Genomic DNA, 25370 nt, shown 5'->3' with positions numbered 1-25370 from the left:
CAACCGTAGCGTTCGGTAGCCTCCACCCTGTGATGACGTGGCGGATCGGGACCGTGATTTCCACAGGCAGGTCGTGGCGGGGCGCACGCGAGCTCGAGGTGACGCTCGACCGCCCCCTGCCGGGACGTGACGCCACCGGGCCGGGGACAGGGCCGGTGACGGTGCGCGCCCTCGCGTACACCGACCTGGTGGGCGACCCCGGGCCGGGCGACGCGCTGCTCCTGAACGTCTCCGCGCTCGCCCGCGGCCTGGGCACCGGCGGGTACGCCCTGGTGGTGGGCCCCGCCTCGGCCGGCACCCCCCTGCCACCCGACCCCGCCCCGGGTCCGGGGCACCTCGTCAAGGCCCGGTACACGCCCCTGCAGACCATGGTGCTCGGCGTCGACGAGCAGGAGTCGCCCCACCACGCGACCCTGGCCGACGCCGACAGCCTCGACGGCATGCCCGTGGTCGTCGCCGACCTGCACTCCGCACTGCCCGCCGTCGTCGCCGGGCTGCGCCACGCCCACGCGGCCGCCGGCAGATCCACGGGCCTGCGGATCGCCTACGTCATGACCGACGGCGGTGCACTGCCCGCCGCGTTCTCCCGCACGGTAGCCGCCCTGCGCGACGCCGACTGGCTCACCACGTGCGTCACCGTCGGCCAGGCCTTCGGCGGCGACCTGGAGGCAGTGACGGTGCACACCGGCCTGCTCGCGGCCCGGCACGTCGCCGGGTGCGACGTCGCCGTCGTCGCCCAAGGGCCCGGCAACCTCGGGACCGGGACCCGCTGGGGCTACTCCGGCGTCGCCGCCGGTGAAGCGGTCAACGCCGCCGCCACCCTGCGCGGGCGCCCCGTCGCCTCCCTGCGCGTGTCCGGAGCCGACCCCCGCGACCGCCACCTCGGCATCTCCCACCACTCCCTGACCGCGTACACCAGGGTCGCCCTCGCACCGGCCGACGTCCCCGTCCCCGCACCGGACACCGGGCTGGAAGACCTGCCCGCCTGGGGCGCGCCCCTCACCCACCGCATCCGCGAACAGGCGAAAACCCTCGCCGCTACCCGCCACACCCTCGTCGACGTCCCCACCAGCACCACCATCCTCGACACCCTGCGCACCGCACCGGGCGGACTGCGCACCATGGGCCGCGACCTCGACGCCGACCCCGCGTCCTTCGTCGCGGCGGCCGCGGCAGGCATCCACGCCCACCAGCTCACCACCAGCCCATCCACCAGCACGCCCCCCACACCATGAAGCCCACCACCCGGCTGACCATCACCTTCCTCCTGGTCACCCTCGTGGTCCTCGGCGCAGCCACTGCCGCCCCCTGGCGCCTCAGCCCGCCCCACCTGCCCACCCCGGAGCTCTCCATGCCCCAACAGCAGCCACCACCGAGCCCCGACGCCAGCGCCAGCCCACAACCCCAGCCCCCCGACGAACCCACCCGCGACCCCCGCTGGATCGCCCTCATCACCGCAGTCCTCCTCGGCCTCCTCTTCGCAGCCCTCCTCGGCCTCGCCGCCCGCAAGCTCCTCACCATCCTCCGCGGACAGATCGACACCACACCCGACAACCTCACCGGCGGCACCGGCACCGCAACCCCCGACGACGCCGTCGACCTCCCCGAGCTCCAGGACGCCGTCACCCGCGCCCTCGCCCACCTCGACGGCCACGCCCGCCCCCGCGACGCCGTCGTCGCCGCCTGGGTAGCCCTCGAAGAAGCCGCAGCCCGCGCAGGCGCCCACCGCGACCCCGCCCAGACCCCCACCGAGTTCACCGGCACCGTCCTCGCCAAGACCCCCGCACCACCAACCGCCGTCGCCCGCCTGCGCACCCTCTACCAACGCGCCCGCTTCACCGACCGGCCCATCGACCGAACCGCCGTCGCCCAGGCCCGAACGGCGCTCGCGGACATCGCACGCAGCCTCGACATCGACGACCCGGTCGACGACCCCGCAACAAGCCCCACCGACAGCGAACAAGGCCGAGCGTGAGGTCCTGGAACTGGCGGCGCATCACCACCGTCACCGTCATCGCAGGCCTCGCCGCCGCCGGACTCGTCCACTGGAACGTCGTCGACCCGTGGCACGCCATCGCCGCAGCGGCCGTCGCCACCGCGATCAGCATCCTGTGGTCCGCCACCGACACCACCATCCCCGACCCCGAGTGGCCCCACCTCCCCATCGAGGCACGCGCCGGCGGACGCAACGACGTGTCCGACCTCGGCTGGTCCGTATTCGGCCGCGACGGCCGCGTCACCGACCGGGTCGTCCGCCGCATCCGGGCGCTCGCCGCCGACCGGCTCCGCGCACACGGCGTCGACCCCTCAGACCCCGCAGCCGAACCCGACGCCGAACGACTGCTCGGCGCTCGCGTCCTGCGCCAGCTCAAGTCCCGGCAGCCCCCCACGGCGCGCACCGTGCAGACCTGGCTCGAGGCGATAGACCGCCTCGGCCCAGCACCCATCACCGAGGAGAACAATGCCTGACCGCACCGGCCCTGAGACCAGCCCCGCACCGCTGCCCGTCGCCGACGTCGCAGCCCTGGGTGAGCAGGTCCTCACCGAGGTGGGCACCGCCGTCGTCGGCATGCGCGACGCGCTCCAGGTGGCCTTGGCCACCATCCTCGCGGGCGGACACGTCCTCTTCGAGGACGTACCTGGCCTCGGCAAGACCCTCGCCGCCCGCTCGCTGGCCGCCGCCCTCGGGCTCGACTTCGCGCGCCTCCAGTGCACGCCGGACCTGCTGCCGGCGGACATCACCGGCTCCTCTGTGTTCGACCCGGCGACCCGCACGTTCGAGTTCCGCCCCGGACCCGTCTTCACCGGCCTCTTCCTCGCCGACGAGATCAACCGCACCGCGCCCAAGACCCAGTCCGCGCTCCTCGAGGCCATGGCCGAACGACAGGTCTCCATCGAGGGCACGAGCCGCCCTCTGCCGAACCCGTTCCACGTACTGGCCACCTCCAACCCCGTCGAGTACGAGGGCACCTACCCCCTCCCGGAGGCTCAGCTCGACCGCTTCATGGTCCGCCTCGGCGTCGGCTACCCCGACCGCGCCCAGGAGGCCGAGGTCGTCACCCGCCGCCTCGCCCGCAGGCAGGAAGCCACCTCCGTCCGCCGCGTCGTCGACCCCACCACCGTCCGCGCCATGCAGGCCGGGACCGAACAGGTCCCCGTGGACCCCGACGTCGTCCGGTACTGCGTCGACCTCACCGCCGCCACCCGTGGCCACCAGGCCCTTGAGGTCGGCGCCTCCCCCCGCGGCTCACAGAACCTCGTGCTCCTCGCCCGCGCCGTCGCCGTCCTCGACGGACGCGACTACGTGCTGCCGGAGGACGTCAAGCGCGTAGCCATCCCCGTCCTCGCGCACCGCATCACCCTCACGCCCACCGCGTGGGCCTCGGCCACCCGGCCCGAGACCGTCGTCGCCGACCTCCTGCACACCGTCCCGACGCCCGCCACGGTCCCCACCCGATGACCGTCGGCGGCATCATCGTCGCCCGCGGACGGACCTACGGCGGCCCCGTCGACGGCCCCCACGGCTGGCGCTCCACCTCCGCGTACACCGCCGCCGTCACGGTCGGCATCCTCCTGCTCGCCACGAGCGTGCTCGCCGGCCGCGCCGACATCGCGCTCATCGGCATACCCGGCCTCCTCGCCGCCACCTGGGCACACGCAGGCCGCCCCGCCACACCCCTGCGCGCGGACCTGCACGAACCGTCGGGCCCCACCACCCCGGGCGAGCTCGCGGCGACCCTCCGGCTCGCCGCGGGTTCCGGCGGAGGAGCCGACGACGGCGCCGACGTCGTCCATCTCCGCATCACCGCTCCCGGACACCGCACCACCCACCTGACGCTCGCGGCCCGGCCCCAGAATCACGCGCGGGAACAAGCCCAGGACCGCGCGGTGCCGCTCGGTCTCTCGTCCGTCCGCACCGGCCCCCAGCAGACCTTCACGGTCGACCTGCGCGGATCCCGGCACGGCACCTGGGAGGAGGAACCGACCCAGGTCCGCGCCGCGACCCGCCTCGTCCTGCCCGGCGCCGCCCCACTCGGCCGCCTGCCCCTGCCCCGACGGCTGCGCGGCCTCACCGGACCACACTCGTCACGCCGCCTCGGCGACGGCACCGAGCTCCGCGACATCCACCCCTTCACACCGGGCGACCGCCTGCGCCGGATCGACTGGCGCACCACCGCCCGCCGCTCCCCCGAGCTCGACACCCTCTACGTCCGCCGCACGTACTCCACCGCCGAGGCGACGGCGGTACTGGTCGTCGACTCCCGCGACGAGGTAGGACCCGACGTCCGCACCTGGCGCGGCTACGGCACCATCCGGGTCGACGAGCCGACGTCGCTCGACCTCGCGCGCCACGCCGCGGCCTCGGTCGCCACCGCCCTCGTCGAGGCGGGCGACCGCGTGGGCCTCGAGGACCTCGCCCGCCGACGCCGTCCGCTCCCGCCCTCGGCCGGACGGCGCCACCTCCGCCGCCTCGTGCACGGGCTCGCTCTCGCCCACCCCAAGGACCCAGCGTCCGCGCACCGCGTACGCCCACCGCAGCTCCCCGCCGACGCCATCGTCTACCTCTTCACCACGCTCCTCGACGACGACCCCCTGCACCTCGTCCGCACCTGGCGCACCGCGGGCCACCCCGTCGTCGTGATCGACACCCTCCCCGACGTCCACCCCGTCATCGAGAGCCACCTCGCGATCGCCTGGCACATCGGCCGCCTCGAACGCGAGGACCGGATCGCCGCCCTCGACGGCGAGGGCGTCCCCGTCGTCCGCTGGGCCGGATCCCAGCGGGACCAGGCCGCCGTCCGCTTCGAAGCCCTCGCCCACGCAGCCCGACGCCACATACCCGGACGCACCCCATGATCCCCAGCTCCCTCACCGAACGGCTCCAGCACCTCAGGCTCCGCCTCGACGACCCCGGACGGCGCCCCCTGCCCGCCGTCACCGTCGAGACCGGACCCACCCTCCGCGGCTGGGTCTTCCGCCTCGTCCTCCTCGCCCTCACCCCGCTGCTGCTCTTCACCGCCGCAGGCCGCACCCCCGACGTCCCGCTCGGCGTCACCGGGATCATCGCCTTCCTCGCCACCGGACTCCTCGTCGTCCGCCCCACCCCCGCCACGGCCGGCGGTGTCGTCGTCGTCGCGACCGTGCTCTTCTGGGGCTTCACCACCGAACCCTTCGACCCCTGGGCGCTCGTCGTCGCGCTGCTCGCCCACCTCCTCGTTCGCACCACCTGGTGGGCGGCCCACGTCCCGCCCGAGGGACACACCGAGCTCGCCGCCCTCCGCACCGGCTGGCGACGCGACGCCACGGTCCTCGGCGCCACCGGGCTCCTCGGCGCCCTCGCCGTGCTCGCCTCCGGGACGACGGCGACGTCCGCCGTCCTGCTCGCGGCGCTGGCCCTGGTCGGGGTCGTGCTCCTCGCGCTGGCGACCGGCCGACCCTCGCGTGAGGATGGGCCGAGCTGACCGATCACCGAAAGAGAGGACCCGACATGTCCCCGAAGCTGCCCCGCTACACCGTCCCGTCGCTCACCCCCGAGCAGGGGGCCGAGGTCGCGGAGATCCTCCAGCAGCGGCTGCACGCGCTGAACGACCTGCACCTCACGCTCAAGCACGTGCACTGGAACGTCGTGGGACCGCACTTCATCGGCGTCCACGAGATGCTCGACCCGCAGGTCGACGCCGTGCGGGCGATGGTCGACCAGATCGCCGAGCGCATCGCCACCCTTGGCAGCGTCCCGGTCGGGACGCCGGGTGCGCTCGTCGCCGCCCGGAACTGGGAGGACTACCCCCTCGGCCGCGCCACGACCACCAAGCACCTGGCCGCGCTCGACGACGTCTACGACTCCGTGATCACGCAGCACCGCAAGGCCGCCGACGACATCGCCGAGCTGGACGACGTGACGAACGACCTGCTCATCGGCCACCTGCACGAGCTCGAGCAGTTCCACTGGTTCGTGCGCGCCCACCTGGAGTCGGCGTCCGGGGCGATTCCCGAGTCGTGACCGGGAGCGGCCCGCGGCCGCCTGGTAAGGCAGGTTAGGGTGCCGGGGTGACCGAGCCATTCATCCGCCCGTACAGCGCCGCCGACCGTGCCGACGTCGCCGACATCTGTGTCCGCACCGCCGCTGCCGGCGGCGACGCTCGCGGCGTCTACTCGTCCGACCTGCTCATGCCCGACGTCTACGCGCTCCCGTACGTGGAGCACTCCCCGGACCTCGCGTGGGTGGTCGAGCACGAGGGCCGCGCGGCCGGTTACATCATCGGCGTCGCCGACACCCGGGCGTTCGTCGACTGGTGGGCCCGCGAGTGGACGCCGGGCTTCATCGCCCGGCACCCCGCGCCCGGCCCGGCCACCGGCCGGAACCCCGCCTACACCGAGGCCCAGCTGCTGCACGACGGCGCGGACCCGGAACGCATGGTCCGGGGCCTGCGCCACGGCGAGCTGACGACGCATCCTGCTCACCTGCACATCGACCTGCTCCCGGTGCTCCAGCGCCGTGGCCTGGGCTCGCGCCTCATCGACACGCTCCGTGGCGCCCTCGCCGAGCGCGGCGTGCCGGGTGTGCACCTGGGCTACGCGGCGGAGAACACCGCTGCCCGCTCGTTCTACGACCGCTACGGCTTCACGGAGCTCCCCTCGTCGACCGAGCAGGCCCCGCTGGTAGGCATCCCCACCACCTGACAGCCGCGTGCGGGTCAGGAGTCTCTTGAGGCTTCTATCCATGCTCTTCGGATCTGCTCGAAGCGGGTGGGCAGCGGCGGGCGCAGGGCGCCGTAGCGCGCGTTGGTCCGGTGCACGAACCGCCGCCACGACAGCACCAGCCCCTGCCGGCTGATCGGCAGGCCTGATGCGACGGTCGTCCCGTTGTCGTGCGTGTGATGGACCGTGAGCAGCAGCGCCCTCGGCACCGAACCCTCGAGCTCGGCCGCGAGCTCCTCGCGCACGACCATCCAGTGCTTCAGCAGCACGACGAGGTCGGCCGGCAGCAGGTGCCGCCGAGGCGTGCGGTGCTTGCCGTGCCGCACCAGCACGCTGCCGTCCGAGGTCTTCGCCCGGGCCGGCCCCAGGTCGATGTCCTCGACGCGCACCCGTAGCAGGTCCCCGTACCGCGCGCCCGTCGCGCGCACCAGGCCGGTGATCACCGCGAGCCGCACCGCCTCGGGCTTCGCGCCCGTGCGCATCGCCTCGGTGGAGAGCTCACGCCAGACCCACTCGGCCTCCTCGAGGCTCACGGGCGGCCGCGGATAGCGGGCGAGGTCCCCGCTCCTTGCTTGTGGTGAGGTGGCATCGTTGCTGGTCATGGTGGAAATCTACGCTTGGCACACTATTAATCGATGGAGAAGACACAGCGTGTCGGCGATCCCTGAACGAAGTCCCCGTACCCTCGTGCGGTGGACCTCCCCAGCACCATCGCCCGGCCGGTCGACCACGAGGTGGTCATCAAGAAGTCCCGGTTCCTGGCCCACCTCGCACCCGCCGCGACCGTCGCAGAGGCCGACGCCGTCATCGCGCGCCGCCGCAAGGAGCTGTGGGACGCGGGCCACCACTGCGTCGCGATGGTCCTCGGCACCGGCGCCGACGGTGCGAGCCAGACGGCCCGCTCCTCCGACGACGGCGAGCCCGGCGGCACCGCGGGCGTCCCCATGCTGGAGGTCCTGCGTCACCGCGACATGACGGACCTGGTCGCCGTGGTCACCCGCTACTTCGGCGGCGTCAAGCTGGGTGCGGGCGGACTGGTCCGGGCGTACTCGGGCGCCGTGGCCGGCGCCCTCGACGTCGCCAACGGGGCCGGGGCACTGCTCGGGCGCGAGCTCCTGTACGAGGTGGAGGTGCCCGTCCCCCACGGCGACGCCGGCCGGATCGACAACGTGCTGCGCGACTGGGCCTCGTCGCACGGGGCGGTGATGGAGGCGCCCGCCTACGACGCCGTCGCGCACCTGCGGCTGCTGGTGCCGAGGGAGCAGCTGGACACCCTGACGGCCGACGTCGCCGCCGCCTCAGCGGGCGCCCTCTCCCCCGCCGTCGGCGACGCACGGGTCGTGGACGTACCGCGCGTCGGCCTTGACTGACTTCCTCCGCGGGTGAAGTCTCTGGGGCACCCGCACCGGCACAAACACCGAGGAGGGACCATGCACCGTCGCATCCGCTCGTCCGCCGTCGTCGTCGCACTGACCGCCGCCGCAACTCTCCTCGCCGCCTGCGGCCCGAGCGCCGAGCCGGAGGGACCGGCTGACGCCATCACCTTCTGGACGCCGCAGTCGACGCCGGAGCGGGTCGCCGCCCAGGAGGCCGTGGCTGCCAGGTTCACGGAGGAGACGGGCATCGAGGTCGACGTCGTCCCGCTCGCGGCCGCCGACCAGGACCAGGCGCTGGTGACCGGTGCCGCCTCCGGCGAGGTGCCGGACGTGATCCTCGCCGGCGCCTCGCAGATCACGTCGTGGCAGGCCCAGGGGCTGCTCGACACGGACGTCGTGCAGGAGGCCATGGACGCGCTGGACCCGGCGACCTTCAACGAGAACGCGCTGGGCGCCGTGACGGTCCAGGACGACGGCGGCAGCACGGTCGCAGCAGTCCCGAGCGACGGCTGGGTGCACCTCATCGCCTACCGCACCGACCTGCTCGAGGAGGCAGGGGTCGAGGTGCCGACCAGCGTGGCCGAGCTCGCCGAGGCCGCGACCACCGTCAAGGACGAGCTCGGTATCACGGGCATCGCGCTCGGTACCCAGTCCGGCACCGCCTCGGGCACGGAGGGCATCGAGTCGATCTTCCAGTCGGCGGGCTGCGAGCTTGTGTCCGACGGCGAGGTCACCATCGACTCGCCGGAGTGCACGGAGGCCGCCGGGTACTTCAAGGAGCTGCGCGACTCGTCGGTCGCCGGCGACCACGACGTCGAGTCCGCCCGCGCCGCCTACATGGCGGGGGACGCGGCGATGCTGCTCTTCTCCACGCACATCCTCGACGAGCTGGCGAACCTCGACGAGGCGGTGCCGCCGTCGTGCGAGCAGTGCGCCGACGACCCCGCGTTCCTCGCGAAGAGCTCGGACTTCATCACGGTGCTGGACGAGAACCATCCGGCCCAGTTCGGTGCCACGCTCGCCTACGCGGTCCCCGCGCGCGCGAACACGGACGAGGCGCGCCAGTACATCGAGTACGTGCTGGGCGAGGGCTACGCCGACACGCTCGCCGTCGCCACCGAGGGCCGCCTCCCGCTGCGCACGGGCACGCCCGAGAACCCGACGGAGTTCCTCGACGCGTGGGGCGGCCTGGGGTTCGGGCCCAAGGTCGAGTCCTCCGTCACCGAGGTGTACGGCGACGACCTGGTCACCGCGATGGGCGAGGGCATGGCCGCCGTCTCTCGCTGGGGTCAGGGCACACCCGATGCCACGCTCGCCGGCCTGGTCGCCACCCAGGGCACGCTCGCGCAGCAGCTCGACCCGCTGTACCGGGGCACCGATCCGGCAGAGGTGACCCAGCAGATGGCAGCCGAGGTGACGGCCCTGCAGCAGGACCAGTGACGGCCCGCTCAGCCACGACGGCCCGCCGGTCCACCGCCGCCCAGCGTGCGAACCGTTCGGGGTGGCTGCTCGTCTCGCCGTCGCTCACGGTGGTCGCGCTCGTCGTGCTGCTGCCGTTCGCCCTGGTGGTGGTGTTCGGGTTCTCCGAGATCCGCCTCGTCGACATCCCGTACCTCGGGACGGAACCGATCGAGTGGACCCTGGACAACTTCCGGCAGGCCGCGGCGTCGCAGGCGTTCTGGGGCGCCCTGTGGACCACCGTCCTGTACGCGGGCCTGACGGCGGTGGGGTCGCTCGCCGTGGGCCTCGCGCTCGCGCTGGCGCTGCGGCGGCCGTTCGCCGGACGCGGCCTGGTACGCGCCCTGCTGCTCGTGCCGTACGTGCTCCCGGTGGTCGCAGCGGCCACCATCTGGAAGACGGCGCTCAACCCCCAGTACGGCGTGGTCAACGCGTTCGGCCGCGCCTACCTCGGGTGGGACACGCCGGTGGGCTTCCTCAGCACCACCACTGCGGACGTCTTGGGCGTCCCTGTGCCGGTGGCGCTGCTGGTGGTCGTGCTGTTCGACATCTGGAAGTCGGCGCCGCTGGCGTTCCTGTTCCTCACGGCCCGGCTCCAGTCGGTGCCAGGCGAGATCGAGGAGGCCGCAGCGCTCGACGGCGCCAACCGCCGGCAGGCCCTGCGGTTCATCCTGCTCCCGCAGCTGCGGGCGGTGGCGTGGCTGCTCCTGCTGCTGCGGTTCATCTGGTCGTTCCAGACCTTCGACGACGTCTACCTGCTCACCGAGGGCGCAGGGAGCACGCAGGTCATGGCCATCCAGGTGTACACGGAGCTCGTCACCAAGGCCGACATCGGCAGCGCCGCCGCGTTCGGCCTGCTCATGAGCCTCATCCTGTGCGTGCTCCTCGTGGGGTACGTGCTGCTCTCCCGACGGGCCGACGAGTCATGAAGGGGCAGTTCATGAGAGTGCAGTCCGTGAGAGGGCAGTCATGAGCGGGATCCGGCCCACCCGTGCCGCACGCGTCGGGCGCGGCGTGGTGGTCGCCGTCGCGCTCCTGTGGTCGCTGGGGCCCGTGCTGTACGGCCTGCTGCTCTCGGTGCGGCCGTACGGCGAGGTGGTGCGCGACCCGCTCGGGCTGCCGTCCGGGCTCGACCTGTCCGCCTTCACGACGGCGATGCGCGACGAGGCCGACGGCGGGTTCGGGCTGGGCCGCTTCGTGCTCAACTCGCTCGGCGTCGCCGTGGGGACCGTCGCGCTGAGCATCCTGGTGTGCGTGCTGGGCGCCTACGCCGCCGCCCGCCTCCGGTACCGCGGCCGGGCGCTGACGAACGGCATCATCCTGGCGGTCTACCTGTTCCCCGGGATCGTGCTGGCGGTACCGAAGTTCGTCATCCTGTCCCGCCTCGGTCTGACGAGCACCCTGGTGGGGCTGCTGATCGTCTACATCGCGGCCACGGTGCCCGTCGCGCTGTACATGATGCGGAACTTCTTCCTCGCGCTGCCGCAGAGCGTCGAGGAAGCGGCGATCATGGACGGCTGCACACTGCCCCAGCTCCTGGTCCGGGTGGTGCTGCCGATCGCGATCCCCGGCGTCGTGGCCACCGCGATCTACGTGTTCATGATCGCCTGGAACGAGTACTTCTACGCCCTGCTGTTCCTGGTGCAGCACCGCGACCTCTGGACGGCGCCGCTCGGTATCGCGCAGCTCGGCGACTTCCAGGTGCCCGCCACGGTGCTCCTGGCCGGCTCGATAGCGGTGACCGTGCCGGTGGTCGTCATCTTCTTCCTCGCGCAGCGGTACATCGTGTCGGGCCTGGTCCAAGGGGCGGAGAGATGACGGCGCCCGTCCGGCTGGCCGTCCTCGGAGCCGGCGGTCGCGGCGCCGACGCCTACGGCCGTTGGGTACGGACGCACCCCGACCGCGCCCGGATCGTGGCGGTGGCCGACCCGGACGCGGCCCGCCTGGAGGCCCTCGCCGGCACGACCGCCGCCCGCTACGCCGACTGGACCGGCCTGGTCGCGGAGCTCGGCCGCCTGCGGCCCGACGCCGTGATCGTCGCGCTGCCCGACGCCCTCCACGTCGCCGCGGCCACGGCGGTCGCCGACGCCGGGCTGCCGATGCTGCTGGAGAAGCCCGCCGCGCCGACGCTCGCCGCCCTGACCGACCTCGCGGGCGTGGTGCGCCGGACGGGCGCCCGGATCGCCGTCGGGCACGTGCTGCGGTTCGCGCCGTTCTGGCGGGCCGTGCGGGCCGTCGTCGAGGCGGGCGCCCTCGGCGACCTCGCGACCATCGAGGTACGCGAGAACATCGGGTTCTGGCACTTCGCGCACTCGTTCGTCCGGGGCAACTGGCGCAACACCGCCGAGTCCAGCCCCATGGTGCTCGCCAAGACCTGCCACGACCTCGACCTGATCCGCTGGCTCGCCGGGTCGGCGCCCCGGACCGTCGCGAGCGAGGGTTCGCTGCTGCACTTCCGCCCCGAGAACGCGCCGGACGGCGCCCCCGCCCGCTGCACGGACGGCTGTCCCGCCGCCGCGGACTGCCCGTTCTACGCGCCCCGCTACTACCTGGACGCGTTGCGCGACGTCACGGGTCATCCCGTCACGATGCTCGGCGGCGACCTGTCCCCCGCCGGCCGCCTCGCCGCCCTGCGGCGCGGGCCGTACGGGCGCTGCGTCTACCACTGCGACAACGACGTGGCCGACCACCAGCAGACCCTCCTGCGGTTCCCCTCCGGGCTCACCGCCACACTCACGGCCAGTGCGTTCACCGCCGAGAACACGCGGCACCTGGCGATCACCGGCACGCGCGGGCAGCTGCACGGGCACATGGAGTCGGGCGAGATCCGGGTGGACCTGTTCTCGCCGTCGGGCCGCCTGCCGGACGCCGTTCTCGGCTCCCTGCCCGGCGTGGAGCTCGTCGAGTCCGGCACGGACGGGCCGCTCGGCCATGCCAGCCACACCCTCGTGGCCCACCCGGCCCCGGAGTCCGGTCCTGGTTCCGGTCCGAGCGGTCGTGGCGGCCATGCCGGCGGCGACGACGGCCTCATGGACGCGTTCTGCCGGGCGGTGGTCGACGGCACCGTCGGTTCGGGCGAGCTGTCGTTCGCCACGGCGCTGGACAGCCACCTCATGGCGTTCGCCGCGGAGTGGTCGCGTTCGGGTGCGGGCGTGGTGGACTTCGGGCGGTGGTCCGGCGCGACGTCGGGTTCTGCGAGCGCTGGCCCCGGCCAGGACAGCACACCTCAGGACAGCACCGTCAGGAGGGCGCGATGAGCGCGTGGGCCGAGGCGGTGCGTGGCGTCGCCGGGCGGGCCGGCCTGGACCCGCGGCGGGTCACCGTCGAGCCCGCCGGGTTCGGTACCACCCGACCCGACGCCGCCGACTACCGGGCCGAGGCCGGCCACCTGACGATCCGGGCGACCGGCGCGGTGGCAGCGTCCGTCGCGCTGGCCCGGTACGTCCGCGACCACCTCGGGACGCGGCTGACCTGGCAGCAGCCGCGCGTCAGTCCGAGCCCGCTGCCGGACGCGCCCCGCACCACCGTGTCGTCGCCGCACGAGGTGCGGTACTACCTCAACGTCGTGACCTTCGGGTACTCGACGCCGTTCTGGGGCTGGGATCGCTGGGAGCGCGAGATCGACTGGATGGCGCTGCACGGCGTCACGCACCCCCTCATGCTGGTGGCACACGAGGCGGTGCTGGCCGAGACGTTCCGCCGGGCCGGTCTGCCCGGCACCGAGGCCGCGCGCTGGCTGGGCGGCGCCGCACACTTCCCGTGGACGTTCATGGGCGGCATGCACTCGTTCGGCGGTCCGCTGCCGGCTCGCTGGGCCGAGCGCCGGGTCGACCTGGCCCGGCGGGTCCTGGCCCGGATGCGCGAGCTCGGCATGACGCCGGTGCTCCCCGCGTTCGGCGGGCACGTCCCGCCGGCCCTCGTCGGTCCGGAACCAGCCGGCGAGATCGAGTGGCAGGGCTGGCACATCCCCCTCCTCCACCCCGAGTCTCACCGTTTCCAGGAGCTGTTCGCGACCTTCGCGCAGGTCCAGCGCGAGCTGCTCGGCCCGGGGTCCGGGCACTTCGCCGTCGACCCGTACATCGAGTCGGTCCCGCCGTCGGGCGAGGTCGAGTATCTGCGCGCCGCCGGCCGCGGCACCTACCGGGCTCTCGCCACAGCGGACCCCGACGCCGTCTGGGTGCTCCAGGGCTGGCCCTTCCACTACAAGGGCGCGTTCTGGACACCCGACCGGGTCGCCGCGTACCTGCGCGACGTCCCCGTCGATCGCACGCTCGTCCTGGATCTCTGGGGCGAGCACGTGCCGCTGCACACGGCCCTCCTGGCCGACGGCGCCCCGCTCGCCGGGCGGCCCTGGGTCTGGTGCGCGCTGCACAACTTCGGAGGCCGGCCGGCGCTGTTCGGCGACCTGCGCGGCCTCGTCCGGGACGTCCACGCCCTGCCCGACGGCGCACCCCACCTGCGCGGGATCGGCCTCGCCCCCGAGGCCATCGAGAACAACGAGGTCTTCTACGAGCTCGCGACCGACCTCGCCTGGGACGACGCGCCACACTCCCCCGCGGAGCTCGACCGCTGGCTGGAGCGGTTCGTGCTGGACCGGTACGGGCTGTCGGACCCGCGTCCCGGCACCGGACCGGGCCCGTCCGGGCTGACCGGTGAGCTACGGGCGAACCTGGCACAGACGGCGCTACGCGCTTGGCACACTATTTATTCGACTCTCTACGGTGAGGGCCGCACCCGTTCCGTCCCGACGCCCGTCATCGCTCGCCCCTGGACCGCAGGACTGCCGTTCCCCGCCCAGCGCAGCGCAGGTGAGGCGATCGGCAACGCACCCCCGACGCCGTCGTCCAACATCGACGCCGAGAACGACCCCGCCGTCGCAGCCGCCCTCCCCCGCCTCGACCAGGCGGTGCGGGAGCTGACCGAGGTCCGCGACAGCCTCCCGGAGACCCTGCCGGCCTCCCTGCCGAACCCGGCGCGCGACCTGCTGAGCGCCGACATCGCCGAGCTGGCGGGCCACGTCCTCGCGCAGGGCACCCGGGTGCACGTGCGCGGCATCCTGGGGGCGGCACGCGGAGGCGACCCGGAGGGCGTCCGGGCCCACCTGCGCCGCCTGCGCGCCGACCTGCTGACGCTCGACGACCTGGCCGGCGCCCGTCCCGAGACCCGGGTCTCCACCTGGATCGACGCCGCCCGCGCCTGGGGCGACACCGACGCCGAGCGGGACGCCATGGAACGCGAGGCGCGGAGCCTGGTCAGCGTCTGGGGCGAGCAGCACAACGGCCTGCACGACTACTCGGGCAGGCACTGGCAGGGCCTCGTCCGGGACCTCTACCTGCCGCGCTGGCAGGCCTGGGCGGACTGGCTGGCCGACGCCGCCGCGCACGGCCCGGTCCCGCCGGGCGCCGACCCGACCGCGCTGCGCGAGCGCATCGTGGACATCGAGGAGACGTGGCGCGAAAGCACGCGATCCAGCACACGATGATCGGTAGGACGTCAGGTGATCGGCATTCCGAGGTGCCGACCACCTGACGTTCCACCGACCGCGCCGGGCCTCAGAAACCCTCCGGGCCCACGGTCGCGCCGTCGGGCACCGTGCCGCCGTCGCCCGTGAGCTCCGCCTTGCCCTCGACCCGCACACCGGACCCGAAGGTCCAGTCGCCGCGCACCGTCAGGGAGTCGGCGTCGCGCAGGGACGGCGCACCCGCGGCGAACCGCTCGGTGAAGCCGTCGATGAGCTTGTAGTGCTCCTTGTCGAGGTCCACGAGCGGTGCGAGGGCCTGCGCCTCGAGCCGGTAGTCGGGCGTCAGGTCGTAGACGTCCGAACGCAGCACGAGCAGGTCGTTGGTCGTCTTGACCGGCAGGAACCGCGACCGCTCGACCTCGATCGCCGTCGCGCCCTCGAAGACGGCGACCGCCGCACCCATCGCGGACTCGATCTGCACGACCTGGGGCGACGACGAGTCCGACGGGTCGACGGTCTTGTCGTTGCGGATCAGGGGGAGCTCCAGCACTCCCGAGGTCCGCTCGAGCTCGGCGGCCAGCGCCTCGAGGTTGAACCAGAGGTTGTTGGTGTGGAAGAACGGGTGGCGGGTGGCGTCCAGGGACGCGGCGACGTCGTCCGGGTGGGTCTGCGCGGTCTCGCGCTGGACGATGCGGCCGTCGGCCTTGCGGACGACGAGCTGGCCGCCCTTGACGTCGGCGGCGGTCTTGCGGCAGAGCTCTGCGGCGTAGGGCGCGCCCGAGGCGGCGAACCAGCCGGCGATGGTGGCGTCCGGTGTGGCGCCGAGGTTGTCGGAGTTGGAGACGCACATGTACCGGAACCCGGCCTCCAGCAGCGCGACGACCACGCCGGAGGCGTGCAGCGCCGGGTAGAGGTCGCCGTGCCCGGGCGGGCACCACTCGAGGTCGGGGTCCTTCTCCCAGGTGACGGGGGTGAGACCGTCGGCCAGCAGCTTGGGCTCGCGGTTCTGCAGGAAGTCGACGGGCAGGCCGTCCACGGCGATGTCGGGGTAGCGCTCCAGCGCGGCGAGGGTGTCGTCGCGGGTGCGGAACGAGTTCATGAACAGCAGCGGGAGGCGGGCACCTGTGGCCTGCCGCGCAGCCCGGACCTGGCCGACGATGATGTCGAGGAAGGTGAGCATCTCGGGCTCGCCGTCGGCCGCGCCGGGCGAGACCCGGACCGGCAGCAGCGACTTGGCCTGGTCCATGCCCATGGAGGTGCCGAGCCCACCGTTGAGCTTCAGCATCGCGGTCTGCGCCAGCGCAGCGGAGGCGTCGTCGTCGCCGATCGTGAGGTCGGCACGGTTGGGGATGTCGACCAGCGGGTCGATGTCGTCCTCGCGGATCAGGCCCGTCTCGCCCGCCCGGAGCAGGTGGTAGAACCGCGTGAACGTCTCGATGGCGGCGGGCGCCACGCCTGCCTCGGTCATCTTGGTACGGGCCTGCTCGAGCCCGGTGAGGTCCGTCATGGGGCACAGGTTATGCGACGCCGGTGACACTCGGCGCGAGCGGCCCGGACCGCGGGCTCACTCGAAGCGGTCACTCAAAACGGGCAGGATCCCCCGCACCCACGCGCACGACGTCGGGGAACCCGTCGGACCAGTCGACGACGGTGGTCGGCTCGGTCCCGGCGTCCCCGCCGTCGACCACGGCGTCGAGCAGGTGGTCGAGCTCCTCCTTGATGGTCCAGCCGTCCGTCATCGGCTCGGCCTGGTCCGGCAGGATCAGCGTGGAGGAGAGCAGCGGCTCCCCCAGCTCGCGCAGGAGCGCCTGCGTCACGGCGGAGTCAGGGATGCGCACGCCCACCGTCTTCTTCTTGGGGTGCGCGAGCCGGCGCGGGACCTCGGCGGTTGCCGGGAGGATGAACGTGTACGGCCCCGGCGTGGCCGACTTGATCGCGCGGAACGCGGAGTTGTCGAGCTTCACGAGCTGCCCCAGCTGCGCGAAGTCCGAGCACACCAACGTGAAGTGGTGCTTGTCGTCGAGCTTGCGGATGCTGCGGATGCGGTCCGCGCCGTCGTGGTAGTCCATCCGGCAGCCCAGCGCGTAGGAGGAGTCGGTCGGGTAGGCGACCAGGGCGTCGTCGCGCAGCATGGCGACGACCTGCGCGATGCTGCGCGGCTGGGGGTCGACGGGGTGGACGTCGAAGTAGCGGGCCATGCCGCCGAGCCTAGTCGGGCCCGGACCTGCACGCAGTGCTCAGGCGACCGCCCTCGCACGACGGACTCACAAGACGGACAGAGCCCGCCGCAGCTCGTCCCCGCTGGCGTTCCCGCCCGTGCACACGACCCCGACGTTGCGGCCGGCGAAGCGCTCCGGATCGGCGAGGACCGCCGCGAGCGCCGCGGCGCCCGCGCCCTCGGCGACGGTGTGCGCGCCGGTGAGGTACAGGTGCTGGGCGGCGGTGATCTGGTCGTCGGTGACGAGCACGAAGTCGGTGAGGTGCCGGCGCATCAGGGCCTGGGTGACCTCGAACCCGCAGCCGACGGCGAGGCCTTCGGCGCGGGTCGTGTTGGCGCGCTCGACGAGGGCTCCGGCGTGCCAGGAGTCGTGGGCGGCGGGTGATGCGGCGGACTGGACGCCGATGACGGCGGTGCCGGGCGCGACGGCGGCGGCGACGAGGCTCGCTGCGGCGGCGCCGGACCCGCCTCCGACGGGTACGACGAGGACGTCGAGGCCGGGTGCCTGCTGGAACAACTCGAGGTAGAGGGTGCCGACGCCGGCGATGATGCCGGGTTCGTTCGCCGCGCCGACGAGGCGGGCGCCCGTGCTCTCGGCGAGCGCTGTGGCCTGGGCACGGGCGTCGTCGAAGGTGGCGCCGTGCAGCAGCACGTCGGCGCCCAGGTCGAGGACTGCCCGGAGCTTGACCGGGTTGGGGTCGTCGGGCATGACGATGGTGCAGGCGGTGCCTGTGAGGCGGGCGGCGTAGGCGACGCCCTGGGCGTGGTTGCCGGTGGAGTAGGCGACGACGCCGCGGGCGCGCTCGGCGTCGGCCATGGACAGGAGGAGGTTGCTGGCGCCGCGGGCCTTGAAGGCTCCGGTGCGTTGCTGGTTCTCGTGCTTGACGACGATCGCGGCGTCGGTGTTGCGGTCGAGCTCCGCGTACCGGCCCACGGGGGTGCGGACGACGACGCCCTCCAGGCGGGCCTGCGCGGCGAGGACGTCGGCGATGGTCGGCGGGGCGGGTGCCGAGAGCCGGGGCGGGAGGGTCGCGAGCGTCATGGTTCCAGCGTGACCCCCACATGACCCATAGGTCCAATACCTGTTACGAAGACTTTCGATCGATGACGCCTATCTTTCTGGGTTAGCCTGGAGCCATGACCGCAGAGCTCGACCTGACCCGGCTGCGTGTCCTCGCGGCGGTGGCCCGTACGGGTTCCGTCACGGCGGCAGCGAAGGAGCTGCACTACGCGCAGCCGTCGGTGAGTCACCACCTGTCCCGCCTGGAGGCCGACGCGGGGATCCCGCTGCTCCAGCGCCACGGCCGCGGCGTCCGCCTCACCGAGGCCGGCCGTCTGCTCGCCACTCGCGCCGAGGAGATTCTTGGCCGCGTCGAGGGCGCGCGCCGCGAGCTCGACGCGCTCGCCGGCCTGCGCGCGGGCCGCGCCCGGCTCGCCGCGTTCCCCTCCGCGCTGGCCACCGTGGTGCCCGACGCCGTCGCCCGGCTCCAGCAGGAGCATCCGGGGCTCTCCGTGGGCCTCGTGGAGCACGAGCCGCCGGACGCGGTCGCCGCCCTGCAGTCGGGCGCCGTCGACGTCGCTCTGGTGTTCGAGCACACGGACGTGCGGCACGCCCGCTCCATGGACGACCTGTCGCGCTACGAGTCGACGACGATCCTCGACGACCCCGTCCACCTCGTGACCGCCGTCGACCTCGACGCGGCCCCCGTGCCGGGGTTCGTGCCGGACCTGAGGCTGCTCGACGACGCGGAGTGGATCGCCGGCTGCGAACGATGTCGCGCCGACATGGTGGCCCGCTGCGCCGCCGTGGGGTTCGCGCCGCGCATCGCGTTCGAGACCGACGACTACGTGGCGGTCCAGGCCCTCGTGGCCGCAGGGGCAGGCGTGAGCTTGCTGCCGGGGCTCACGCTCCGCGCCCACCGGAACCCCGGGATCGCGAACGCTCCCCTGCCGGGCGCCGTGCGCCGGGTCATGGCGCTGACCGTCGGGCCGCCCGCGCCGCCCGCAGCGGCCCTGATTCGGCAGCTCGTCGCGGCAGGCGCTAACGTCCCCCTGTGACCACGACGGTGACCGCCGTCACCTCCCCGTACGCGGCTAGCTGAGGACGAACCAGGCCCGATGCTCCTGCTGTCCACCTTCTTCTACTCCGCGGGCTCCGCCGTGGCGGCGTTCATGGCGCTCGAGGCATACCTGGTGGTGGCCGCGACCAACGACACCTACCCGAGCGTGCTCCTGGCGGCCGTGGCCGCCGTCGGGCAGATCACCGGCAAGCTGCTCTGGTACTGGGCCGGCGCCGGGACGACCCGCCTGCCGTGGCTGCGCCGCAAGCTGGAGTCCCCGAAGGCCGCCGCCGCGATGACCCGCTGGCGCGACCGCACCGACGGGCGCCCCGTCTACATGGGCCTGGTGCTGCTCGCCTCCGCGTTCGCGGGCCTCCCGCCGTTCATGGTGATGTCGGTGGTCGCGGGCGTGCTGCGCGTGCGCCTGTGGCTGTTCATCAGCACCGGCCTGGTCGGCCGGTTCTTCCGGTTCTGGATAGTGCTCGAGGCCGCCGACTACGCGTGGCTCCTGCTCTGAGCGGTCTCCGCTGACGGCCGCCCCCGCGGTCAGAGGTCCGTCGCGCCGTCCAGGGCCTCGCGCAGCAGGTCGGCGTGCCCCGCGTGCCGGGAGTACTCCTCGACCATGTGCACCAGGATCCAGCGCAGGGAGATATGTCCCCTGCGCCCGGGCCGCACGGTCGTCCGGTCCAGGACGCCCGCACCGGGCGGCGGCACCTCGGCCAGCACCTCGTCGAGGATCTGCTCGGAGGCCGCCACGGCGCCGTCGAACAGGTCGGTGAGCTCCTCGGGCGTGTCCTCGAGGGCGCTGTGCCAGTCCCAGTCGGAGTCGGCCGCCCAGTCCACGGTGTCCCACGGCGGTGCCGGCTCGTTGCCGGCCAGCCGCACGTTGAACCAGACGTCCTCGACGTACGCCAGGTGCTTGAGCATCCCCGCCAGCGTCATGGTCGACGGCGGGTGCGGCGTACGCAGTTGCTCCACCGACAGGCCCTCGCACTGGCGGCGGATCGTGGCGCGGTAGAAGTCGATGAACGACCGCAGGATCGTCAGCTCGTCGCCGACGATCGGCGGGTCGGTCCTCGGGACGGCGCTGCTCTCGGCGTCCGGCTGGGAGATGCTCATGGCGCGACAGTACCGATCGCCAGGACGTGCTGGCTCATGTCGGTGACCCCCGGCGTCGTCGACAGCGCGCGGGCGAGCGTGAGCGCTGCGTCGATCAGCTCCGGCGCCTCGGGGGCGTCGGGCCGCACCCGTTCCAGCGCCCCGCCGGCAGGCCCCTCGACGCCGTGCACGACGACGTCGGACAGCCCCGCGTCGACGGCCTCCGCGGCGAGCTCCGCGGCGTCGTGGAAGTGGGCGACGGGGAACGGGATGCTGTCGGGGGCCTGGCCGTGCTCGAGGATCGCCTGCCAGGTCGCGGGCGGGAAGAACTCGTAGCCGCCGCCGACCAGCCCCGCGAGCCGGGTGATCCCGGCCGCGACCACGGTGCCGCCCGGCCGCGTCACCCGCACGGCCTCGCGGAGGGCGAGCAGCCGGTCCTCGCGGCTCGCGAGGTGGTAGAGCGGGCCGAGGAGGAGTACCGCGTCGAACTCGCCGTCCGCGAGGTCCAGACCTGCTCCGCCCAGGTCCCTGGCGTCGCCGACGCGCGCCTCGAACGTGCCGTACTCCGCGGCGCGCGCGACCTGGCCGGCGACCGGGTCGACCAGCAGGACGTCGTAGCCGTCTTCCGCCAGCGGTACGGCATGCACCCCGGTGGCGCCGCCGACGTCGAGCACCCGTGCGCCGGGCGCGAGGCGCTGCCGGACCAGTTCCTGGGTCCTCGTGTGCTCCACGCGGCCCTGCGCCGAGCCGACCGTCAGCCGGGCGTGCTCGTCCCAGCCCGTCAGGCCCGAGTAGTACTCCTGGACCCGGGTGTCGACAGCGTCCTGGTCGGTCGCATACCGACCGGTCCGGCCGCCGTGGTGCCCGTCGTCTCGTCCGTTGCCGCTCGTCTCGCTCACCATGGCGAGACCGTACCGGCGCCCCGTGATCGCCCGCCACGTGTTTCCGGCAGGAAAACCTTTGCGTTTTTCACCCGATACGAATCGTTACGTGTCCGGTACGCCTCTTTTGCTCGGAGTGTGAGCATGGCAACATTCGCAAGGTGCACCTGATCCGAGAATTCGCACCTGACGCCTATGAGTTCGCGCTGTCGTCCTGGTCGTGGATCGGAACCGGTGACAAGACCCCGCGTTTCGCATCCTGCTTCGGCGACATGTTCCTCGAGTCCCCTGACGGCTGGTGGTTCCTCGACACGGTGGAGGGCACGCTCGAACGCTGCTGGGACTCCATGGATGGCATGTTCGCCGACCTCCAGGGCAACGACGGCCGCGCGGAGTACCTCCTCGAGGAGACGTTGAACGCGGCCCTCGGACAAGGGCTGCTGCTGGGCGAGGACGAGGTCTTCGCCTTCCTGCCGCCCCCGGCGGTGACGGGCACCATGTCCGTGAGCTCGCTGGCGCCTCTGCGCTTCGCCATCGCCGCGAACCTCGCCGGCCGCATCCACGGCGAGCTGAACGGCGTGCAGCCCGACGCCGGCGCGTCCGCCCTCTTCGCCGCCCAGCGGTACGCGGCGCAGCAGGCGGCTGCGCAGGCAGCCGCGGCGCAGGCCGCCGCACAGGACCAGGCGGCCAGAGAGGCTGCTGCGCGGGAGGCCGCTGCCCGGGCCGCAGTGGCCCGAGAGGCGGTGGCCCGGCAGGCCGCTGCACGGCAGGCTGCCGCACAGCAGGCGGCGGCGGAGCGCGCAGCCGCAGCCCAGCGCGCGGCGGCAGCGCAGTCGGCTCAGCAGGCTGCCGCACAGCAGGCGGCGGCGCAGCGAGCGGCCGCGCAGCACGCGGCCGCGGTCCAGGCCGTACCCGCCCAGCGCGCGGTGCCAGCTCAGCGGGCCGTGCCAGCGCAGCGGGTCGCCGCGGCGCCCACGTTCTACGCGCCGAACCCGCAGACCGACCGGTGGCAGCCCGCGGCGCAGCAGGTGACCACCGGCTCCTATCCCGTGTACCGGGCCGCACCGGAACCGGAGTACGCGGACTCCGGCTACGAGCCCCAGTACGCCGCAGGGTCGGAGCTCGACTACACCGGCGGCTACGTCGCCCCGGGCGGGAACGCCGGGTACGACTACGTGGACAACTCCCACACCGCCGACTCCGGGCAGTTCAGCCAGTACATCGCCGACCAGTACAACACCGGCCAGATGGCCGCCATCGACCACACGTCCGTCCCGGCGCGGCAGGGGCCGCACTAGGACGGACGCTGGTCGTACGCCTGAGGCGCTACTCCTCCAGGCCCGCTACGGCGGCCAGGATCAGGACCGACCCGACGATCCCCAGGGGCCCGAGCCGCTCCCCCAGCAGGACGGCCGCCGCGACCGCAGCCGTCACCGGCTCCAGCAGCGTCGCGACGACCGCCGCACCGCTGCGCGTGGTGCGCAGCCCGGCGTAGAAGAGGCCGTAGGCCAGCGCCATCGTGAAGATCCCGAGATACGCGAGCGTGCCGAGCGCCGTCGGATCGCTCGTCGCGAACGGTCCGCCGCCGGCCAGCGCCACGGGGACCAGGCCGACGGCGCCCGCCGTCGTCGCGACGGTCGTCAGGGCCAGGGGGTCCACGCCGTCGGACGCCAGCAGGGTGCTGCCGAGCGCCGTCGTCGCCGCGTAGACGGAGCCTGAGGCGATCGCCAGCAGCAGGCCGAGCACGGGCCGGGGCCCGACGGCGTCCGCGCCCGACGCCGTACCCGACGCCATCCCCGACGCCATGCTCACCAGCACGAGGCCGGACAGCGCGGAGGCCACGACGAGCATCAGCCGGACGGTGCTCCTGGTCGCCGTCCGGCGCCGGGCCCGGACGAGGTCGACGACCGCGAGGAGAACCGGCGCCAGCCCCAGGCTGACCACCGTCGCGACGGTGACGCCGGCCGTGGCCACCGATCCGAAGTACAGCGCCTGGTAGGCGCCGGTCCCCAGGCCGACGACGACCGCGCGGACCGGATGCGCCCGCACGAGCGCCACGAGGTGAGGACCCCTGCGCAGGGCGAACGAGGCCATCAGCAGCGCGACGGCCGCGATGAGCATGCGGTAGGCGCTGACCGTGAGGACCGACATCGGCGAGTGGTCGCGCAGGATCTCAAGTGCGAGGCCGCCGGTGCCCCAGAGAACTCCGGCGAGGCATACGAAGAGCAGCCCGATACGAGTGGATGACATGTGTGCTCCCAGCCGGCCCCGCGGGGTCCGGCCCGTTCCGAGGGAATTCCGAGGGCAGGGAATCGTCGTGGAGCACGCCCCAGCGCCGGCCCGCGTGGGCCGGTCGTAGTGCCGCTCCGGTCAGACGACCGGGGGCGGCAGGACGGAACGAGTGGGAGTCACGAGCGGGATGCTAGCAGCGCTTCTCGGGGTGCTGGCGAGGTGTCCGCTGGGGTGTCCGTCCGGGTCTGCCGTGTGGGTCTGCCATGCGGGTCGGTGAGCGTGTCGGTGTCGCTGGGTAGGGTGGTTTGCACTGGCTCTTTGGTGCGAGGCACGGCCGTTCAGCTACCCCCGCGCGTCCCGGGACAGAGCTCATCCACATCTTCGGATCTGGAGATGCGAAGCCAACGCATCGAACATATATTCGATCCTAAGAGGTTAGTTGATACGAGGGGGTGGGGGTGAACGCCATGAACGGATGCGCTGACGGCAGCGCCGGTCCTACCACGGCTGTCGAGGACCTCCTGCGCGAGGCGCTGCTCCCTCCTGTCGGCCCGGTTCTCGACACATCAACGACCGCGTGCACCCTGACCTGGAATGCGATCCGCCACGACGGCGAGGGCAACCTACCGACCACGACCGTCACCTGGCGCGGTCACGGCCGAGCCCCGAAGATCCGCAGCACACCAGGCACGTCAGACACACCAGGAACGTCAGACACACCGGGCACGTCGGCCGCTGACGATGGTCCAGACGGTGCGAGTTCCGGCACACCGGTCGGTGGTGACGAGCCGAACAGTGTCAGCCGACTGGTTGAGGTCGACGGGTCGGCCGGTGGTGATGCTGCTCTGGTCGGGTTCGACCAGCTGCCCGTCGGGGCCGGCCTGGTCGAGGTGCTGGCGGGTATCGAGGTCGCTGATCTGGCGGACGATGTCCTGCTCGATGCCAGCGCGCGCTGGCAGGAGGTGATCTCGTGGGCCACGGCGATGCAGTCACGCGCGCTGGGCGAGATCGCCCGGCGCCGATCCTGGACCGAGGAACACAACGCCGCCGCAGCCGAGATCAGCGCGCGTCTGCGAGTCCCGCAACACGAGGCGAACAAGCACCTCGCCCGCGGCGCAGGCCTGGCCGAACACCCCCAGGTCATGAACGCCCTGCACCACGGCCTGATCGATACCGCCAAGGCAGACATCCTGCTGCGCTCGGGTAACCCTCTGACCCACGAGGAACGCGACGAAGCGATCACCCGCTACCTGCCCGAGGCGCCGGACCGGACCCGTGGGTGGCTGCGGAACAAGATGAATGAGTTCGCCCGCCGTCTCAAGGGCGCGCTGGAGACGACCAAGCACGCCATGGCCCGCCGTGCGGTCTACCTCGACCCGGCCGACAACACGATGGCCTGGATCAGCGCGAACCTGCCCGCCCCCGACGCCGCAGCCGTCTGGGACGCGATCGAACACGCTGCCCACACCCTGCGCCGCACCCCGGGTACCACCCGAACCCTGGCCCAGGCCCGCGCGGACGCCCTCGTCGCGATCACCACCGGCCGCATCATCGTGCCGGCCCACCCCGAATGCACCACCACCACGGACACCATCACCGCTGTGGAAACCGGCGCAGCAAGGACCGCAGCATCAGGGGCAGCAGGAGGATCCGTGACTGCGGAGGCTGCAGAAGGGGCCGCGGCTGCGGAGGCAGCAGAAGGGGCCGTGGCTGCAGGACGATCCGTGGCTGCAGGACGATCCGTGGCAGAGATCTCGAACATGGAGGCGCTGCCGCGGACCACCGTCCCGGCGACGGGGTGCACCTGTGGCGGCTGCACCTGCGGCGGGACGACGATACGCGTCATCCAGGTCAAGCCCCAGATCCGGGTCACGATCCCCGCCACCA

Annotated in this window: 25 protein-coding genes; 17 read left to right on the top strand and 8 right to left on the bottom strand. The window is 73.0% G+C overall.

Annotation, left to right across the window (positions count from 1 at the left end; all coding sequences use genetic code 11):
- Positions 1–29: 29 nt before the first annotated feature.
- Genes AB0I32_RS22130 through AB0I32_RS22095 form a run of 8 tightly spaced genes read left to right on the top strand, consistent with a single transcriptional unit; the run spans position 30 to position 6681 of the window.
- Positions 30–1235 (top strand): DUF3866 family protein, encoded by a 1206-nt coding sequence (locus AB0I32_RS22130; RefSeq protein WP_357509960.1) that lies wholly within the window; start codon positions 30–32, stop codon positions 1233–1235.
- Entirely contained in the window at positions 1232–1975 is a 744-nt protein-coding gene (locus tag AB0I32_RS22125; protein ID WP_357509958.1) for a DUF4129 domain-containing protein, read from the top strand. The genes AB0I32_RS22130 and AB0I32_RS22125 overlap by 4 nt, the downstream gene beginning before the upstream one ends.
- A complete protein-coding gene (locus AB0I32_RS22120; protein ID WP_357509956.1) occupies positions 1972–2469 on the top strand; it encodes a hypothetical protein in 498 nt (165 codons plus the stop codon). Before AB0I32_RS22125 ends, AB0I32_RS22120 begins: the two co-directional genes overlap by 4 nt.
- On the top strand, positions 2462–3460 hold the full coding sequence (locus AB0I32_RS22115; protein WP_357509954.1) for a MoxR family ATPase: 999 nt from the start codon (positions 2462–2464) through the stop codon (positions 3458–3460). The genes AB0I32_RS22120 and AB0I32_RS22115 overlap by 8 nt, the downstream gene beginning before the upstream one ends.
- Positions 3457–4857 (top strand): DUF58 domain-containing protein, encoded by a 1401-nt coding sequence (locus tag AB0I32_RS22110; protein ID WP_357509952.1) that lies wholly within the window; start codon positions 3457–3459, stop codon positions 4855–4857. Before AB0I32_RS22115 ends, AB0I32_RS22110 begins: the two co-directional genes overlap by 4 nt.
- Entirely contained in the window at positions 4854–5462 is a 609-nt protein-coding gene (locus AB0I32_RS22105) for a hypothetical protein (protein ID WP_357509950.1), read from the top strand. The genes AB0I32_RS22110 and AB0I32_RS22105 overlap by 4 nt, the downstream gene beginning before the upstream one ends.
- A gap of 26 nt (positions 5463–5488) precedes the next feature.
- The gene (locus tag AB0I32_RS22100; RefSeq protein WP_357509948.1) at positions 5489–6001 is read left to right on the top strand and encodes a DNA starvation/stationary phase protection protein; all 513 of its coding nucleotides are present in this window, start codon (positions 5489–5491) and stop codon (positions 5999–6001) included.
- Positions 6002–6048: 47 nt separating this feature from the next.
- Complete coding sequence (locus tag AB0I32_RS22095; RefSeq protein ID WP_357509946.1) at positions 6049–6681, top strand: GNAT family N-acetyltransferase; 633 nt, start codon at positions 6049–6051, stop codon at positions 6679–6681.
- A 14-nt stretch (positions 6682–6695) separates the two neighbouring features.
- Here AB0I32_RS22095 and AB0I32_RS22090 read toward each other — a convergent pair whose 3' ends face one another.
- Positions 6696–7301, bottom strand: a complete 606-nt coding sequence (locus tag AB0I32_RS22090) for a tyrosine-type recombinase/integrase (protein WP_357509944.1) — start codon at positions 7299–7301, stop codon at positions 6696–6698.
- Between the two features lie 90 nt (positions 7302–7391).
- On the opposite strand from AB0I32_RS22090, the gene AB0I32_RS22085 reads away from it, so the two are divergent.
- From AB0I32_RS22085 to AB0I32_RS22060, 6 genes are read left to right on the top strand one after another with little or no spacing between them, the layout of a single operon-like run.
- Positions 7392–8069 (top strand): YigZ family protein, encoded by a 678-nt coding sequence (locus AB0I32_RS22085; RefSeq protein ID WP_357509942.1) that lies wholly within the window; start codon positions 7392–7394, stop codon positions 8067–8069.
- A gap of 60 nt (positions 8070–8129) precedes the next feature.
- Positions 8130–9515: an extracellular solute-binding protein gene (locus AB0I32_RS22080; protein ID WP_357509940.1), complete on the top strand. Its 1386-nt coding sequence runs from the start codon at positions 8130–8132 to the stop codon at positions 9513–9515.
- Positions 9512–10462 carry a sugar ABC transporter permease gene (locus AB0I32_RS22075; RefSeq protein WP_357509938.1) on the top strand — a complete coding sequence of 317 codons (951 nt, stop codon included), beginning with the start codon at positions 9512–9514 and terminating at the stop codon, positions 10460–10462. Before AB0I32_RS22080 ends, AB0I32_RS22075 begins: the two co-directional genes overlap by 4 nt.
- 40 nt (positions 10463–10502) lie before the next feature.
- The gene (locus AB0I32_RS22070) at positions 10503–11351 is read left to right on the top strand and encodes a carbohydrate ABC transporter permease (RefSeq protein WP_357509936.1); all 849 of its coding nucleotides are present in this window, start codon (positions 10503–10505) and stop codon (positions 11349–11351) included.
- Positions 11348–12790 (top strand): Gfo/Idh/MocA family oxidoreductase, encoded by a 1443-nt coding sequence (locus AB0I32_RS22065; protein WP_357509934.1) that lies wholly within the window; start codon positions 11348–11350, stop codon positions 12788–12790. The genes AB0I32_RS22070 and AB0I32_RS22065 overlap by 4 nt, the downstream gene beginning before the upstream one ends.
- Positions 12787–15015 carry an alpha-N-acetylglucosaminidase TIM-barrel domain-containing protein gene (locus AB0I32_RS22060; RefSeq protein WP_357509932.1) on the top strand — a complete coding sequence of 743 codons (2229 nt, stop codon included), beginning with the start codon at positions 12787–12789 and terminating at the stop codon, positions 15013–15015. The genes AB0I32_RS22065 and AB0I32_RS22060 overlap by 4 nt, the downstream gene beginning before the upstream one ends.
- A 70-nt stretch (positions 15016–15085) precedes the next feature.
- Here AB0I32_RS22060 and AB0I32_RS22055 read toward each other — a convergent pair whose 3' ends face one another.
- The 3 genes from AB0I32_RS22055 to AB0I32_RS22045 form a co-directional block, all read right to left on the bottom strand.
- Positions 15086–16501: a UTP--glucose-1-phosphate uridylyltransferase gene (locus AB0I32_RS22055; RefSeq protein ID WP_357509930.1), complete on the bottom strand. Its 1416-nt coding sequence runs from the start codon at positions 16499–16501 to the stop codon at positions 15086–15088.
- A gap of 70 nt (positions 16502–16571) precedes the next feature.
- The gene (locus tag AB0I32_RS22050) at positions 16572–17192 is read right to left on the bottom strand and encodes an L-threonylcarbamoyladenylate synthase (protein WP_116675226.1); all 621 of its coding nucleotides are present in this window, start codon (positions 17190–17192) and stop codon (positions 16572–16574) included.
- A 66-nt stretch (positions 17193–17258) separates the two neighbouring features.
- Entirely contained in the window at positions 17259–18254 is a 996-nt protein-coding gene (locus tag AB0I32_RS22045) for a pyridoxal-phosphate dependent enzyme (RefSeq protein ID WP_357509927.1), read from the bottom strand.
- 95 nt (positions 18255–18349) lie between these two features.
- On the opposite strand from AB0I32_RS22045, the gene AB0I32_RS22040 reads away from it, so the two are divergent.
- Together AB0I32_RS22040 and AB0I32_RS22035 are read left to right on the top strand one after the other, a co-directional pair.
- The gene (locus AB0I32_RS22040) at positions 18350–19270 is read left to right on the top strand and encodes a LysR family transcriptional regulator (protein WP_116675228.1); all 921 of its coding nucleotides are present in this window, start codon (positions 18350–18352) and stop codon (positions 19268–19270) included.
- Positions 19271–19330: 60 nt separating this feature from the next.
- Positions 19331–19789, top strand: a complete 459-nt coding sequence (locus tag AB0I32_RS22035) for a hypothetical protein (RefSeq protein WP_357509925.1) — start codon at positions 19331–19333, stop codon at positions 19787–19789.
- A gap of 29 nt (positions 19790–19818) precedes the next feature.
- On the opposite strand, the gene AB0I32_RS22030 is transcribed toward AB0I32_RS22035, so the two are convergent.
- The gene (locus tag AB0I32_RS22030; RefSeq protein WP_357509923.1) at positions 19819–20391 is read right to left on the bottom strand and encodes a DinB family protein; all 573 of its coding nucleotides are present in this window, start codon (positions 20389–20391) and stop codon (positions 19819–19821) included.
- Positions 20388–21272, bottom strand: a complete 885-nt coding sequence (locus AB0I32_RS22025) for a methyltransferase domain-containing protein (RefSeq protein WP_357509921.1) — start codon at positions 21270–21272, stop codon at positions 20388–20390. The genes AB0I32_RS22030 and AB0I32_RS22025 overlap by 4 nt, the downstream gene beginning before the upstream one ends.
- A gap of 140 nt (positions 21273–21412) precedes the next feature.
- Between AB0I32_RS22025 and AB0I32_RS22020 the strand changes: the two genes are divergently transcribed.
- Positions 21413–22549, top strand: a complete 1137-nt coding sequence (locus AB0I32_RS22020; protein ID WP_357509919.1) for a hypothetical protein — start codon at positions 21413–21415, stop codon at positions 22547–22549.
- A 28-nt stretch (positions 22550–22577) separates the two neighbouring features.
- Here the strand turns inward: AB0I32_RS22020 and AB0I32_RS22015 are convergent, their stop codons facing one another.
- Complete coding sequence (locus AB0I32_RS22015) at positions 22578–23501, bottom strand: DMT family transporter (protein ID WP_357509917.1); 924 nt, start codon at positions 23499–23501, stop codon at positions 22578–22580.
- 971 nt (positions 23502–24472) lie between these two features.
- Positions 24473–24940: a hypothetical protein gene (locus AB0I32_RS22010; protein WP_357509915.1), complete on the bottom strand. Its 468-nt coding sequence runs from the start codon at positions 24938–24940 to the stop codon at positions 24473–24475.
- Positions 24941–25370: the final 430 nt, after the last annotated feature.

Source organism: Promicromonospora sp. NPDC050249 (assembly GCF_040656015.1).
In the GTDB taxonomy this organism is placed as follows: domain Bacteria; phylum Actinomycetota; class Actinomycetes; order Actinomycetales; family Cellulomonadaceae; genus Promicromonospora.
This window is presented reverse-complemented; position numbering and strand designations above follow the sequence as displayed.